A 16,728-nucleotide genomic window follows, 5' to 3' on the forward strand; every position below is an offset into this window, starting at 1 on the left:
TTCACCTCCCCTTCCATTTGGGATGGTCATATACCTCCGGATTGCACACATGGGGCCACTTCTCACCATTCAGCACTGCCAGCGTGCCTTCCACCGCCATCAATACGATCTTTTCAGTAGTTTCCTGTGTTTGGGCAGCCATATGGGGTGTGATGATACAATTTGAAAGCTGCATCAGCGGATGCTCCGCTTTCATCGGCTCCTCAATTAACACATCTAGTCCGGCGCCTGCAATGATTCTCTTTTCCAGTGCCTCAACCAGTGCATCCTCATCTACGATGTCTCCACGGGCACAATTCAGTAGATAAGCCGTGGACTTCATAGCAGCAAACTGCTCTGTGCCGATCATTCCCTGGGTTTCCGGCGTAGATGGCATATGAAGGGAAATATAGTCACCTGCTGCAATTGCCTCCAGCAAATCTGCGCTGTAGCTGTAACCCATAGCGGTTACAGCATCCCCTGTGACAAAGGGATCATAGACAAGCACTTCCATACCAATACCATGACACATACGGGCCAGTTCTTTTCCAATATTGCCAAACCCCAATATACTGACTGTCTTCCCTTGAATATCTACAGCTTTATATTGATTGCGTACGCTAAAATTACCTTTACGGGTTTCCGTATCACTTTCTACAATATTTTTACTAATGGAAAGCAACAGGGTAAGGGCGTGCTCTGCCACAGCCCGCGCATTTGATGAAGGGCAGATAACTACTGGGATACCCTGTTTTGTAGCTGCTGCCACGTCTACGTTGTCAACACCCACCCCGGGACGGGTGATGACTTTAAGCCTCTCACAAGCCTCAATCGCCTTACGGTCGATCTTTCCGATTCTCAGTATAAAACCATCTGCCTCCTTTAGCTGCCCAAGTATTGCATTACTGTCACCGTTATTGGTAACACAGACCTTTGCCTTGCCTTCAAGTGCCTTCATACCCGGCTGATAAAGTTCATGGGATAAAAGGATGTTCTTCAATGATTTGGCCCCCTTCCTTTTAAAATTGCAATCTTATTGCAGGCTTGCCCTAAATGTTTCATGCTTTTCATTAATCTCTGCAATCTTTGCAATAATATTTTTTTCTTCCTCTTCCTTAATTGGATCTTGCGGTGCAATAATCCGTTTATCTGTATATCCCAGGGTAGATAGGGCAAATTTATTAGCAGCCGTTGCATTCTTTGTCATGCCCAGTATCTTTGAAGTTTCCCGTAGGAGTACATCATATTTCATGGCTAACTCAATATTTTTGGAGCGTCCTGCCTCATAGGCCTCTACAAAGAGCTTTGGAAACAGTGGCGCAATCGATGGAACAAAGCCGTCGGCACCGAGGAGCATGCTTGCCATTGCATAGGCCGTAGTTCCTTGAAGCATTGAAAAATCACTGCCCTCAAAATGAGTCAAAAGCTGCTGGAAATCCGGGAAGTTTCCGCCGCTGTCCTTGTATCCCACAATACGGTCAAACTTTGCAATTTCTTTGATTGTGTTTGCAGTCAAAGCCAGACCCGTAAACATTGGGATGTTATAAATCATAATATCCACATTAGTTTCCTTCACAATCTGCTCAAAGTGGCGGATTGTTTCATCCTGTGATGTGTGTCGGGCATAGAATATGGAAGTAATTACAGCACACTTTCCACCAAGCTGTTCAAACTTGTGAATGTTTTCGATTACCCGGCGGGTACTGGTATCCATCACTCCTGCCATTACAGGAATCCTATCCCTACACTGTTCAACGGCAATCCGAATGGCATTATCCCGCTCTTTCTGGGTCAGGGCCATGGTCTCTCCATTGCTGCCGGCAACGAACATACCGTGCAGACCGCCCTTAATACAATGTTCAAGCAATAAACGGAAACCCTCCTCGTCCACATTCTCATAAGCATCTACCGGAGTGATAATCGGTGGAATTACACCATAGTATTTTTTATTCATATCCATTCCTCCATTGCATAATTATTAATAAAATTCAATACATTTTGCTTAGTTAAGCTTAACATATTCTTTCTTCCATATCTACTTGGATGCAGCAAGCTCAAGTTGCTTTTGATGTATTCGCGTAACCGCAAGTTTTGCACCATACTCAATCGCATTTAAAAGACTCTCCTCATTGGCAGTACCCGTTCCCGCCTTTCCAAAGGCTGTACCATGATCCACAGAGGAACGAATGATCGGCAATCCCAATGTGATGTTTACGCCGCTGATTGTCTTCCACTTGTCTGTTGTATAATCATACTGAAAACCCACAACTTTAAGCGGAATATGTCCTTGATCATGATACATAGCAACTACAATATCATACTGCCCACCCCGTGCTTTGGAAAATAAGGTGTCCGGTGCGATCGGCCCCTCTGCGCAAATCCCTTCTTGCTGTGCCTGCAAAATAGCTGGGCTGATCTCTTCAATCTCTTCTCTGCCGAATAACCCATTTTCACCGGCATGAGGATTTAGGCCGGCAACAGCGATTCTAGGCTTTTCGATGCCCAGGCTGCAGCACACCTCGTGAGCCAACTTGATTACTTTATACACACGTTCCTTTTTGCAGCGGTCGCAGGCCTCCCGCAAGGAAACATGCGTAGAAACATGAACTACCCGCAAGTCCCCATCGGCAAGCATCATGGTATAATCCTTCGTACCGGTAAGGGCTCCGTAAATTTCCGTATGGCCGCTATAATGATAACCTGCAAGATTTAGTGCTTCCTTATTTAAGGGACCTGTGATAGTGGCATCGATTTCATCCTTCATGGCAAGTTCGATGACCTTGGCAATTGCCTCATATGCAGCTGAGCCACCCTGTACACTGACTTCCCCATACACTAACTTAGACAAATCTACATTATCCTGGTCCAATACATCGATGATGCCATATTCAAATTTAGCGTCCTCAACAGAGGCAATCACATTCACTTCAAGATTCTTTTTTATAATTCCTATTGCCTGTTTAATAATCTTTGCACTGCCTACAACCAGGGGTCGGCAGATTGCATATACATGCTGATTTGCAAGTGCCTTTGCAGTTATTTCAGGGCCAATACCATTGGGATCACCCATCGTAATGCCTAAAATAGGTAATTGTGACATTTTAAATCCCTCCTTTTATAACTTCCTGATAGATCGCACGAATGTCATTCTTTGTTAAGACGCGGCGATTATTGTCAAGCAACCGTTTACAATCAGCAGCCGCATCTACAAGAAAATCCAAATCCTCTAGACCGATGCCAAATTCACATAGACTTGATGGTATCCCCGTATCGCTGACAATGGATGCAATGCGCTCAATCATCCCCTTTGCCTTTTCAGACTGCGCCCGTCCATAACCGGCAGGGTTGATGCCATCCTCCAGCAGAGCCAGACGATCCTCACAGGCTTCCAGATTTGCGCGCATTACCGGGGCAAGCAGAATCGCATTGGATACCCCATGGGCAATATGATACTTTCCTCCAAGGGGATAAGCCAGGGCATGTACAGCGGTTGTACCAGATGCTGCAATAGCCACTCCGCCATAGAAAGCAGCAAGCAGCATATTGCTTTTGGCCTGCAGATCATTTGCATCGCTGTAAGCGCGAACTAAATTTTCAAAGATAAGCTTCGCCCCTGCTGCTGCATATAAATCACTAAATACGTTGGCTTTATTGGATGTGAAGCACTCAATCACATGGGCCAGTGCATCCACCCCAGAGGAAGCAATAATCTTAGGGGGTAGCTTGGCGATCATATTTCCATCCAATAGCACATAGTCTGCGAGCATATTTTTATTGACGATTCCGGTCTTTACCGATTTTTCCGGTACTGCCACAATTGCATTGAAAGTTGCTTCACTGCCTGTGCCGCAGGTAGTAGGAATCATCACTGCAGGCAGGCCCTTTTCCATTAAACTGTTGTTTTCAAGAAGATCATAAATATCATAAGATGCACCCTTCATTGCAGCACAGAGCTTTGCCATATCCATCACGCTTCCGCCGCCGACTGCAACAACCAATTCTCCTTCTGCACGGTTCATTTGCTCCATCGTGCGGATTACATCTTGTGTAGAAGGTTCCGGACGCAAATCACCGATCACGCAATACTCCGCATTGGCTTTTTTGATCTGTTCAAATACACCGTTACAGATCCCGGTGCTCAATACCCCCTCATCTGTAAAAACAATGACCTTGGATGCCCGCTCAGCTTCTATAATACCAGACAGCTGTTCAATAACATTTTCTCCTGCACGAACATGACCTGGAACAGTCAATTGACATGGTTTCATTCTATCCCTTCTTTCTCAAGTTTGTTTCTTTAAATATTCAATGGAACGGATAAGGCAGTCCTTTGGTCCAAATCCACCTGACTTGGTCACAATGGTCATACCCTCTGCCTTACCTCCTATCAGCTTTCCCATTGGAACCCCAGGCAAGATTTCTGAATCCAGCTCGATTCCCTTGGCCCCCAGTGCCTTGAGAATAGCTAAAGAGGTGTCTCCTCCTGATGAGAGAATTCCGTCAATGCTGTAGCGATCGTAAAGCAGCTTAGCTAAACTTCCCATTGTCTCTGCTATCTTTAAGGAATCGCTTACTGTATCCTGGCTGTCTTTGAGCGAAATCTTAAAATCAAGAAAAAGCGTATCTACAACAACCGCCAATAATTTACAACCACCGGCAATCAGGTTATCCGCCTGTTGTAATACCTCAAAACAAACCTTTTCCCTATGACCACTAAGTATTTCTGAAGTAAAGGTAGTAATCACCGGCATACCGGTTTCATCCGTAAGTGCTTGTATTTGTTCTGCAGTACAGGCATTTCTGGATCCAATCATAATGAGGATAATCCCGTCTTTTTCCTGGCGTAGTCCTTCTGTCCGAACATCACGTGTCTTCAGCAGGCTGAGTTGGTTTGCCAGTCCGGCAGAGCCGCACATAACAGTCTTATTTTCCAGCGCTAGAGCTACATCCCGTATCCTGGCAAGATCTTCATCTGTTACAGCATCCACCACAAACACCGCCGTGCCATCAGACTGTCCAAGCTGTATTGCCGCCAGTATTGCATCCTTTCCTTTCCGAACGGTTGCCAGGCTTATCCCCTGCACCTTACGCTTCATTTCCTCAGCAAAAAGCTTAATCACATCTATTTCCGCCGAAACTCCGTTCGTATCTGGAAGTACTAATGTACCGTTGCACAGAGTCCTGGCATTTGCAGGATAGCTGATTGCAACAACTGCAAGCGGCGCATCCAATGCATCCATCACGGCTTCAAGCTCCTGTGCCGCATTTCCCCGGACAAGAGAATCTACTTTTTTATAGATATATTCATGCTCAGTAGTCTGAATATGTTTTACAAGATCATAAGTTGTGCGATAAGCATGATTCGGAATCTTTGTACGGGTATCCGCATTGATGGAAATCACATCAAAATTATCAGCCATTTTATACAGGAGGGACAAATCCGCTTCTGCCGATATCAGTGTACGTAATCCCCGTCTTTTATATTGCACACCCGTATCATTTGCGCCGGTTAAATCATCAGCTATGATGTAAATCAAGTGTAACAGCTCCTTTTTAGTGAAAGTTGCTATTCTGTTTTTAAAACAGAAAGATACAATTTTTAGAAAATATTGCTTTGCATTTTCTCACTTCCCTTATTTAGCAATAAGCGTGCCAATCCTTCTCAATTTATTCTGTAAAAATTAAATTCCCACGCAAACAGCTAGTTTGGTGGGAATCCCATTCATTCTAAAGATTCAGTTTGACAACACATTAAGATCAGAAAGGTGCTCTTATCCAAAACATGTAGCATATCGCAACATACGTTGCATTTTGCAACATTTCAAAATGCAACAATTCTATACGAATGTTTCTAGCGGCTTTTCCTTTTTCTCCAAAGCGTACTGCGATCAATTCCAAGTATCTTACACACATTTCCAATCGACCCGTCATACTTATGGTAAACATGTTCAATATACTGTTTTTCTAATTCCCGCAGCGTTGGTTCCTGTAAGAATATTTCCTCCCGAACTGCAGGCTCTACAATAGATGTGTCTGTTGTATCCAAAATATCTTCTTTAAGGATATGTTCGCTTTCACAAGTGATCACTGCTCTTTCTATCATCCCTTGCAATTCCCGTACATTTCCTTCATAATGAAAGTTTTTCAGATAGTTTAATGCATCCTCTGAAAGGCTCATATGTGGTCGTGCATATTTTTGACTATACTGCTGAATAAAATATGCAGCAAGCGGGGCAATATCTTCTCTCCGCTCATTCAGCGGCGGTATATTGAGCGTCAATATATTAATCCGGAACAACAAGTCTCTCCGAAATTTTCCTTTACTGACCTGCTCACGCAAATCGCGGTTGGAAGCACAAATGACACGCACATCTACGGGAATTACGCAATCGTCTCCTATCCGCATGACCTCACGCTCTTGTATGACACGCAGCAACCTTCCCTGCAAATCCATCGGCAACTCGCTAATTTCATCCAGGAATATCGTTCCACCATGAGCCAATTCAAACAAGCCGGCTTTTCCTCCTTTCTTAGCACCTGTAAAGGCACCCTCCACATAACCGAACAATTCACTTTCAATTAAAGATGGTGGAAGGGCGGCACAATTTATAGGCACAAAGGGCCCTGTCGCACGGTTGCTAATGTTATGAATAGACTGTGCAAACAGTTCCTTGCCTACTCCACTCGGCCCGCTGATCAGCACCGATGAGTCATAATTTCCATAGGTACGTGCACGGTCAATACAGCGTTGCATCACCGCACTTTTACAGATGATATCTTCAAAGGAATAGCGCGCTACAAAACCTTTTTCGCTGAGTTTAATACGTATCTTTTTTTCTAGACTTTGGATTTTCGTGACATCCTGAAATGTGATGATGCTGCCCATATTTTCCCCGCTTACGACAATAGGCACATGATTGATTGCCAATTTAGTATTGCCTACGCTATGGATGGATTCAAACTTAACCTGTTGGGATAATACCATGCGTGAAAGCGCATTATCACCAATTGCGTCCAGTATGGGGCGCCCTATTACTGTATCTTTAGCAATATCAAGCACTTTTTCTGCATGAATATTGAAAACATTGATCCGGCTTTCCTTATCTGTGGCAATCACGCCATCACTGGTATTATCAATGACTGCCATAAATCGCTGCATGCGTTCACGTTCAACCCGCGTAGCATGCAGTACACGAAGTGCTTCCTCTATTGCATTCACAATAGCTTCTTCACCGGATTCAATAAGGTAGCTTATACACCCGTGCTTTCTTGCTACGGAATTGACAATACTATCTCCCACAAATATTTTGATACCCCTGTCTATGAACTGGCAAATTTGTTTCTCAACAGAATGGCTATCATCTAGCGTCAGTTTGATAATATCTTGATTGATCAGCAAATCCTCAATGATATCATAGCCTTGTATCACGTTCTGGTAACCAATGATCGCTATCGGCTGGTCAATGTGGCGTATGTTTTTGAAGCTATTGAACACATCAAAAGCAGTAAGTTGAATCTCTACAACCGGAACATCCACTGCCTCGCAAATTCTCGAATATGTCCCCCCACGGGAAACAAGCACGTTAGCGCCATTGAAAACCGCTTGCTTTGCTGCAATGACACCCTGCGATAAGTCACCTGCTACCACTCCAATGTTGTCATATCCGCGTTCCTTTACGATGCGCATTGCCATTTCATGTAGCGTTTCAAAGGGAGAAATTATCACAATATCTTTTTTCATACTGCATCTCCTTTATCTCTTTTGTTTTGTGCAGTGCTCGTCATTTTGAACGATTACTATTCTTCATCTTATCTTTCCAATTAGCCCGCCAATACTCAGTTTTTCTTTCTTAAGCAGAAAATACTGCATACTTGCTATAATCACTTCAACTGATATAATCATATCAAAACCGATTGATCAATCAAACATGCTTTTGAATTTTTTTGAAAAGAAGATTCGTATGAGCATATATTATGAAGTTGTTTGTGATGACAGCATTATTCCTAATCCTTGGGTAAAAGGCAAGCTGAAGCTAGTATCAGACACCCTATTAAGAACTAAGCCTATGAATAAATGTAAGATTATCCATAGGCTTAGTTATAACCTAAATTAAGATTTGACATGAACGATCTATTAACCTATTTGGTTAAATTCTATTTTCTCTGCATTAGGCCCTTCTATAGTAAAGAAGCGCACTCCTTTCTCAAAAAAAGGCAAGGCCTGAATCTCTTCATCCAAAATTTTAAATTTCAGTGATTTTATATACTCGAGTACTGATTCAATGTCCTTTACATTTAACGAAATATGGTCAATAGCACCAGCTTTTCCAGACACCTCTTTACTTTCATACAACTCTATTAACAGGCTATGCAGCTTCATAAAGATAACCGTATCTGTTTTAAAAAAGGGTTCAAATCCTAGATCCATATAAAATTTTATTGAAGTATCCAAGCAGTTTGTTGGAATTCCTATATGCTGTAATCCTGTAGTATAACTAGCGTCCATTTTGAGATTCCTCCCATATTCTTTAGATCTTTTTAATCAAATATTCACCTATTCAGCTACAACTGTTTATATTGTTTTGAAAGGTTCAATAATGTTTTCGATTTCTCTTAATTCTTCCTTAGTCAAATTCCACGTTGTTGAATTTATATTTTTTTCTAATTGATTGATGCTAGAAACCCCAGCAATAATAGAAGTAACCTCTTCTTTCTGTCTTAGCCAATTGAATGCAACCTCATTTAATGGTCTTCCAATTTTATCTGCAAAATCACCTATGGCAAGGGCCCCTTCATAATATTTCTCAAATAAATTTCCTGTTAACTTTGGATTGGCATTTCTGATATCCTTTTCTGAAAAATTGCTGCATCGTTTAAATACTCCCGTCAATAGACCTTGGAATAATGGACTGTAAGGTAAAAATGCCTGTTGATGTTTTTTAACCATAGGTAATACTTCATCTTCTGTCTTGTAGCCCAATGGTATATTATGATAGCTATTTGTATTTCTTTCCAGCATGTTATACAAAGACTGTTGCGCGCTGATTTCAATCATAGACATAAATTCATCTACGTCCTTCTGAGCAAAATTAGATAAACCTATATATCTAATTTTTCCTGCCTTTTTAATTTCTTCTAAAGCACTAACCGTTTCTTCGATTGCTGTCTTACAATCAGGCCAATGCAATTGATATATATCAATATAGTCTGTTTGAAGCCTTTGTAAGCTTTTATCTATCTCATTTAAAATGCTTCTTTTCGTTAAATTGTTGCTGATTTCTTGTTGATCGTTCCAAACCAAACCACATTTACTGGCAACCAATACTTTAGAACGCTTACCATCCTTTAAAGCTTTACCCAGGATCTCTTCGGATTTGCCAAATCCATAAACAGGAGCCACATCGAATAAGTTTATTCCACCGTCAATGGCTGCATGTACAATTTTAATCGTATTATCACCAACTGCATTATCCCATTGACCACCAAAGTTCCAGCAACCCATTCCAATCGTCGAAATACTTTCTTCAATCTTAGCCACTTTTTTATATAACATATTTAGACCTCCCTGCAAAATATTAGCGTCTTAATTTATCTAATAAAACTGCTATTACAATCAATGATCCAATGATTATTTCTAAAATAAAGGAATTAACTCCAAGTAGCACACCACCTTGCCGAAGTGTAGCCATAATCATTGAACCAAGAACTGTGCCAATCACACTACCAGCACCACCATCTAAGCTAGCTCCGCCAACCACTGCTGCCGCTATAGCATCAAGCTCGTAGCCGGCGCCTGCAGTAGGCACACCATTTCCCAACCTTGAAGTAAGTAAAATACCGGCTATACTGCAAGCTAATGCCGAAAAGATATATACACCGTATGTAGTCTTTCGAATATTAATACCGCTTAGTCTCGCTGCTTCTCTATTGCTCCCTAAGGCATATACATTCCTGCCAAAGACTGTCTTATTCGTCATAAACCACGCAAGTACTATCATAGCAATCCATACTACAAATAAAAACGGGATATTTAACACTTCTATTTGGGCAATACGTTTAAATTCATTAGGTAATTTAGATATCATACTTGCATTCGTCAGCAGCATAATCACTGCCCTAATTACAGTCATGGTCCCCATTGTGGCAATAAACGGCGGTACTTTGCCATCATAAACCAAAACTCCATTTACCAATCCAATTAACATACCTGATATAATAGAAATGACAATAGACACAGGAATTGATATTCCATTTACCATACATAAAGCTGCTACTATCCCTGATAGTCCGGTAACAGCCCCAACGGATAAATCAATCCCAGCCGATGTAATAACTACAACCATGCCTATTGCAATCATTCCATAAATAGATGCCTGCCTCGTAAGGGTCTTTAGATTTCCTGCTGTAAAAAACACATCTGATGTAATGCTAAAAAACATAGCCAATAGCACCAATAATATAATTAAAAAAAGTTCAGTTTTCATTCCCTTGCTAAATAAACTTACTTTACTTTTTTCCTTTTCCTCTTTAACCAAAGTCTCCATAGAAACCTCCTTTAACTTATGCCAGAAGCTAATCTTAATATTTCTTCATCATCAAACTCTGACTTTTCCAATATACCCATTTGCTTTCCTTCATACATTACTAATATACGATTTGATAAACCCATTACTTCAGGTAAATAGGAAGAAATTATAATGATTGATTTTCCCTGACTAAGTAGCTGTTCAAAAATTTTGTAGATTTCCTGTTTTGCACCTACATCAATGCCTACCGTTGGTTCGTCAAAGATAAAAATATCACTCTCCTGCGCCAACCATTTTGAAATAACAACTTTTTGTTGATTGCCCCCGGATAGATTCTTAACTAATTGATGTATGGAAGGTGTTTTGGTTCTCAGCCTCTCTATCAATTTTGTAGTTTGGTTATTAATTTTCTTACTATTAATTATTCCATAAGAAGATACCTTATTAATTGCTACCATATTCGTATTCACTGCAATAGATAAGCCTAGCGCCAATCCCTCGTCTTTCCTGTTTTCCGGTATGAGCGCTATTCCTTTTTTGATTGCCTCTTCCGGATTATTTATTTCAGCTTTGTGCCCATTTATATAAATATCTCCTGACTCTTTTTTATCAGCTCCAAAAATACATCTCACAATTTCGGTACGTCCAGAACCTACCAATCCAAACATTCCGAATATCTCGCCTTTTTTTACCTCAAAGTTGATATTTTGAAATGCTTTACTTCGACAAAGATTATCAACCTTCAGTACAGGCTCTCCTTGCCTCACTTGCCTGATTTCATACATGTCCTGTGTATTACGTCCCACCATCATTGAAATCAGATCGTTTTCATTGGTTTCACTAGTTTCTACCGTTCTTACCTTAATACCATCCTTCATAACGGTTACACGGTCACTAATTCTAAATATCTCATCCATTCTATGGGTAATATAAATAATTCCAACATTTCGTTCCTTTAGCATCTGTATAATTTTGAATAATTCCTCAATCTCCTCATTCGTTAATAGTGCAGTTGGCTCATCAAATATAACAAGCTTAGCCTTAAGATGAAGAATCTTCCCAATCGCGACCATTTCCTGCTGAGCTACAGATAATTCACTAATAACTGATTTAGGATTAACATGTACATTCATAGACTCTAGAATCTTTCTCGTTTCTGCATACATCGTCTTATAATCCACTAAACCAAATTTCGTTTTAGGTAACTGACCCATATAAAAGTTTTCAGCGATGGTTAAATCCTTTGCTAAATTTACATCCTGGTAAACAGCTCCTAAGCCATGCTTTTCAGCTTGCAATGGAGATTTGAAATCCACAGGCTTATTTTCCACAAATATTTCACCTGATGTTCTGCTATGAACGCCCATCAATATTTTAATAATCGTAGACTTCCCTGCTCCATTTTCTCCAACTAACGCATGCACTTCACCTTTACGTACATCAAAACTAACATTATCCAGTGCTTTAACTCCTGGAAATTCCTTTACTATATTTTTAAACGCTATTATTATTTCATGTTCTAAAGGCATATCCACCCTCCTTGCTTACTGCCTGTTATCTAAACTATGTTTCTAAAAATATCACAGACACGAAATATACCATGTCTGTGATATTTTTATATCTTCATAACTGTTATTCCAAAGGATATAGCAACTTGTGTATTGCAGGTTCTTTCATATTTTCTTTTGTTACTATAGTAGCATTGATTATGATGTCTTTTTGAACACTTTTACCCTCAATTGCTTCCATTGCATGCATAACGCCATCATATCCCATTCCAAATGGATTTTGTACTACTAATCCATTTAATGTTCCATCTTCAAGGGCTTTAATTTCATCTTCGTTGGTATCAAAGGCATATGTAACGATTTCATTATGTTTTCCTGATTCTTCAAGGGCTTTGGCTATACCCACCCCCATATGATTGTTATCCCCGAAGATACCTATCAAATCCGGATTTGCAGCTATTGTATTTTCAGCTATATTTAAAGCCTTTGCAATATCGTTTTCCCCATACTGGGTTTCAAGAACGACGATATTAGGAACTAATTCAGTTATTTTTGCAATGAATCCTTCTGTTCTGTCTGTATTAACCTTTGAACCGGCCACAGAACTAATTACAATTACCTTCTTTCCAGAAGGATCAATTCCCATGCCATTCCAGTCTTTGACCATGGCTTCCGCCGCCATACCTGCTGCTAAACGATGGTCTGTTGCCAAGTAAGATGTATATTTGTCTGTATTTAGTTTGTTGTCTATCGTTATAACAGGAATTCCATTTGCAACAGCATTCTCAACTGCGGGAACTGTTGCATCTGAGCTTGAAGAGGCAATTACTACAGCGTCTGGCTGAGTAGCGATAACGTTTTCCAGAATTGAAACCTGCTTATCAATGTCTGTTTCTGATGGCGGCCCATCTGTAGTTACTACAACTTTTCCATTACTATCTGCTTCTGCTGCTTTCGCACCTGCTAACAGTGTTTGCCAATAGTCCGAGTCAGTTGCTTTTACTATAACAGAAATTTTATAAGTCTTTTCTTCTGTATTAGCCGGTGTACTTCCTTGATCCGCTCCCTTATTTTCAGTACTTGAACCACATCCTGCAAATAGTGCAACTGCCATTATCACGACCAATAATAATGCAAACATTCTCTTTTTCATAACCCTTTTCTCTCCTTTTTCATTATTTATTTTATTTTCAGCACTCCTTATTGAAAATTCAGAGCACCAAAACTAAAAACTATATTATGAAACCGCTCCCATTTATTTTTGTGGAACCGCTCCCACATTTTCTTTTAAAAAAGCACTATGGCTTCTTTTTTTCAGAACCTTTTAAATAGATTTTAAAAGGCATAATATACTCTACTCTTTGCTTATCCGGATCTTCAAACCTCTCTAATAACCTACGCATCGCTACTCTTCCCATCTCTACAGCATCTCTAGCCACATAGCTAAAGTTATATCCCAGTATATCTAGTACTTTATTGTTATCAATTCCTATTGCAGATATATCCTTGCCTAAAATTATGTTATATTCCATTAATGCTTTAATTAGTCCTAGTGAAGTTCTGTTATTGCACGTTAGTATGGCATCAGGCAGATCTTTGCTCTCTATAAATTGTTTTGACAACTCGTAGGCCTTTTCCACGCTAAAGTTTCCCTCATAAATGTATTTGTCCATGATCTCCATTTTATAATCTTCCATGGCATTCAAGTAGCCTTTATAGCGATCTTGGCCAATTTTCAGTTTAAGGTCCCCCGTAATGATACCAATCTTCTTATGTCCTTCTTTAATTAATATCTCTGTAGCACTATAGGCACTTTGATAGTTTTCAAAGAAGACGCCATCCCACTGCGAATTCTTTACACCTCTATCTAAAAGCACTATTGGAATTTTAGAATCCCTTAATTTCTGTTTCAGTTTTTTCTCTGTTTCGCTGTCACTATGATCATTTACAGGGGTTAAAATCAAGCCTTTTACCCGCTGCATATTCATCATATCTAAAGCTCTCTCTTCTTTTAAAAATCTATTGCTCGTATCACAAAAAATCAAAGTCATATTATGTTCATCTACGACTTCACTAATGCCTGTTAGTATTTCTCCAAAAAATTCATTATCGGCTTCAGGAATAATCACACCAATCGTATTACTTTCTTTTTTACTTAAGTTCCTTGCCGTTGCAGATGGATAATAAGTATTCTCTTTTATAACCTGTTCAATCTTCTCTCTTGTTTCTCTATGTACATATCCTGAATTATTTAATACACGTGAAACTGTAGATTTAGATACCTTTGCTTTTTTTGCTATATCTGTAATTGTTAGTCTCATAATTAAGCCCTCACATATGGAACCGTTTTCATGTTTAAATTATATAATCCTCCTTTTTACGTGTCAATATATTTCTTATGTTTTTGCATATTATTTTTTTACTTTTATTAATTTTCAGTAAATTATCCCAGAGGCATCTTTGACAGAATTCTTGTTTAACATGTAAATTCCCGTTACCCTCTACCTTTTAATTTCTGTTTAAGAATAACATCCCTTAATCATTCCTTGAAACAGAAAGAAATCTATGAAATTTTAAAAAGGTAAGCACATATTACCGCCTACTATGTTTACTTACCTTCCTATTTTACTTATGTCTCATTACTATGTTTTCGAGTTTTTGCTTTCTCTATCATATTTCTACTTTTTGCACCTCAAGCCGCATCTTTTCCGCTACCGCTTTCTCCTTATCCGGCTGTACACGATAAGCCACATATAAATTCCCAAGAGAAAAAGCTGCAGCCATAAAGAATACCCACTGACTGCCCCATTGGCTCCAGACATAGCCGCCGGCAATTGCCGCTAGTATAGACACCACATGGTCCAGGCTGATTCCCATGGATAATGTAGATGTAATCTCATCATTGTTCCATGCGATGGAGCGTAAATAAATCGATTTAACCATACCGATCTGCATCGACAGCCTATCCAACACAAACAACAGATATACAATCCACACCGATAAGCCTTGACTAGGGAGTGCTTCTGATGTTATACCCCATACTACAAAACCATAAATAATATAAATACCTATAAATGTAAGCGCATCTATATACATCATGCGCTTGATGCCAAAACGATCCATCCACTCTCCCAGCATATTAAGAAAGAATATGGAGATAAATCCGACGACAATGGTAAGCAATGCAAGTGTATCGGCTTTCTTCAACAATAGGTCTACGATAACCCATGTCCCGTAGACAAAAGCGATTTGCTTCTGAACCCCGTGTAGTATTGTAAGCAGATAAAAGTACCGATATTGCTTTCTCAAAATCAGCTTCGTCTTGCGCCGTACTGCCTTTTGTGGTTTAACTTTCCGTATCATCGCTACAGTCATTACTGCAGCGCATATTAAGGCGCTGGCAGCCACTAAAAATATCCATTTAATAGAGGTATGGAAGGTGAAGAATCCTGTTCTAAATCCGAAAAATACCAGAAGGGCAGCAATTAGGTTAAATGCTGCTCGAATACTGAAATACTGTCCCATACGGCGCCCGATCTGATCCGGCTCAGCCAATGACATGCCAATAGCATCCTGGAGGGGCATAAAAAGGTGCATGCCCATGGAATTGATAAAGAGGAAGATTAACATTACACCAAAAGAGGGTGTAAAAAGGCCTAGCATGGCAACTCCTAAAATTGCCAGTATCTGTGCAATAAAGGAGACTCTCAAATCCCCTAGAAAACCCAGCATACCAATCATGAATGCACATAATACCCCCGGCAGTTCACGGGGAAACTCTATTAATCCTCTTTGGACTGCCGTAACTTGATAAACCTCTTTAAAATAGTTGGAATATACTCCGTCACTTAGACCATTGCCTAAGCCTACCGCAGCAATCAGAATAAAAAACATCAAAATTTCAGTGCGTGTCTGCAGAATTTTTCTAATCACTCTGGTTATCTCCTTTGCCTTTTACAAGTAGTTATATATTATTCCGAAACAGAAATTGCAATGCATATAAAAAATTAATGTGCCTGCCCGCTTCATTTTTGAAATGACACACAGATCATCCCTACCATTAATGGATATATTTCTACGCATGAGTAGATAATCCTTCTTATTCAGCCTGCTTACCGTACATAATCATGAAAAAACCGATGTATGACATACACCGGAATTGTAGTAGGAACATAAGACTTATCTTTTATTCAAAATAATCCATTGCCATAGTATTTATTTTTTCAAGCAGTTCAGACAATGAATGATTCTGTTCCCTACGGCAGATATAAGCATTTTGGCTGCATAACAGGCATGTTCTTTCACTGTAACCAATATCTATCCGGCCAATCTTTACAAGTTGATCGTCAAAAACATCAAAATCAAAAACTCTTCCTAACGGATGCGTAGATTCAATGTGGGTGGTCAGGTGCTTTAACCTGATTCCATCCATATTGGTACATATATAGCCTTCCGGGCCCGTTTCTAAAAATTTGCTCTCCTGAAACACTATCACAGTTTGGTCATTTATAGCCCTTTGAAGTGTGCTCATGCCCTCATGGTGAATTTTACGAAAGAGAAGGCTGTCTTTCTCCGGACCAGGTATATTCAATGTAAAAGAAACGAGGCTGGAATGATGTTTTTGAATTAATGTATTTTGATAAACCGCCCTTTGTTCTCTGCTTTCAAGTATCTTTAACAGCATGTCATTATTTATCGTCATTTGTCTTAACCCT

14 protein-coding genes are annotated in these 16,728 nt (G+C 39.9%); all 14 read right to left on the reverse strand.

Translation table 11 applies throughout. From position 1 onward, the window contains the following. Position 1: 1 nt before the first annotated feature. A complete protein-coding gene (locus Gferi_RS08320; RefSeq protein WP_069975420.1) occupies positions 2-979 on the reverse strand; it encodes a hydroxyacid dehydrogenase in 978 nt (325 codons plus the stop codon). A gap of 33 nt (positions 980-1,012) precedes the next feature. Then, entirely contained in the window at positions 1,013-1,933 is a 921-nt protein-coding gene (locus Gferi_RS08325; RefSeq protein ID WP_069975427.1) for a dihydrodipicolinate synthase family protein, read from the reverse strand. Between the two features lie 81 nt (positions 1,934-2,014). Next, on the reverse strand, positions 2,015-3,079 hold the full coding sequence (gene pdxA, locus Gferi_RS08330; protein WP_069975429.1) for a 4-hydroxythreonine-4-phosphate dehydrogenase PdxA: 1,065 nt from the start codon (positions 3,077-3,079) through the stop codon (positions 2,015-2,017). Between the two features lies 1 nt (position 3,080). Then, positions 3,081-4,247: an iron-containing alcohol dehydrogenase gene (locus Gferi_RS08335; protein WP_069975431.1), complete on the reverse strand. Its 1,167-nt coding sequence runs from the start codon at positions 4,245-4,247 to the stop codon at positions 3,081-3,083. Positions 4,248-4,262: 15 nt separating this feature from the next. Beyond that, entirely contained in the window at positions 4,263-5,516 is a 1,254-nt protein-coding gene (locus Gferi_RS08340) for a four-carbon acid sugar kinase family protein (RefSeq protein WP_069975433.1), read from the reverse strand. A gap of 314 nt (positions 5,517-5,830) precedes the next feature. Next, positions 5,831-7,720, reverse strand: a complete 1,890-nt coding sequence (locus Gferi_RS08345) for a sigma 54-interacting transcriptional regulator (RefSeq protein ID WP_069975435.1) — start codon at positions 7,718-7,720, stop codon at positions 5,831-5,833. Between the two features lie 393 nt (positions 7,721-8,113). Then, complete coding sequence (locus Gferi_RS08350) at positions 8,114-8,485, reverse strand: VOC family protein (RefSeq protein ID WP_069975437.1); 372 nt, start codon at positions 8,483-8,485, stop codon at positions 8,114-8,116. A gap of 66 nt (positions 8,486-8,551) precedes the next feature. After that, a complete protein-coding gene (locus tag Gferi_RS08355) occupies positions 8,552-9,532 on the reverse strand; it encodes an aldo/keto reductase (RefSeq protein ID WP_069975439.1) in 981 nt (326 codons plus the stop codon). Between the two features lie 22 nt (positions 9,533-9,554). Further along, complete coding sequence (locus Gferi_RS08360) at positions 9,555-10,523, reverse strand: ABC transporter permease (protein WP_069975441.1); 969 nt, start codon at positions 10,521-10,523, stop codon at positions 9,555-9,557. An 11-nt stretch (positions 10,524-10,534) separates the two neighbouring features. Beyond that, positions 10,535-12,034 (reverse strand): sugar ABC transporter ATP-binding protein, encoded by a 1,500-nt coding sequence (locus Gferi_RS08365; protein ID WP_069975443.1) that lies wholly within the window; start codon positions 12,032-12,034, stop codon positions 10,535-10,537. A gap of 103 nt (positions 12,035-12,137) precedes the next feature. Beyond that, positions 12,138-13,166 carry an ABC transporter substrate-binding protein gene (locus tag Gferi_RS08370; RefSeq protein WP_069975445.1) on the reverse strand — a complete coding sequence of 343 codons (1,029 nt, stop codon included), beginning with the start codon at positions 13,164-13,166 and terminating at the stop codon, positions 12,138-12,140. Between the two features lie 145 nt (positions 13,167-13,311). Continuing rightward, entirely contained in the window at positions 13,312-14,334 is a 1,023-nt protein-coding gene (locus Gferi_RS08375) for a LacI family DNA-binding transcriptional regulator (protein ID WP_069975447.1), read from the reverse strand. A gap of 349 nt (positions 14,335-14,683) precedes the next feature. Continuing rightward, positions 14,684-15,946, reverse strand: coding sequence for an MFS transporter (locus Gferi_RS08380; RefSeq protein WP_236932714.1), 1,263 nt, complete (start codon positions 15,944-15,946; stop codon positions 14,684-14,686). 253 nt (positions 15,947-16,199) lie between these two features. Continuing rightward, positions 16,200-16,715, reverse strand: coding sequence for a citrate lyase holo-[acyl-carrier protein] synthase (citX, locus tag Gferi_RS08385; RefSeq protein ID WP_069975452.1), 516 nt, complete (start codon positions 16,713-16,715; stop codon positions 16,200-16,202). Between the last annotated feature and the right edge of the window lie 13 nt (positions 16,716-16,728).

This window comes from Geosporobacter ferrireducens (assembly GCF_001750685.1).
GTDB lineage: Bacteria > Bacillota > Clostridia > Peptostreptococcales > Thermotaleaceae > Geosporobacter > Geosporobacter ferrireducens.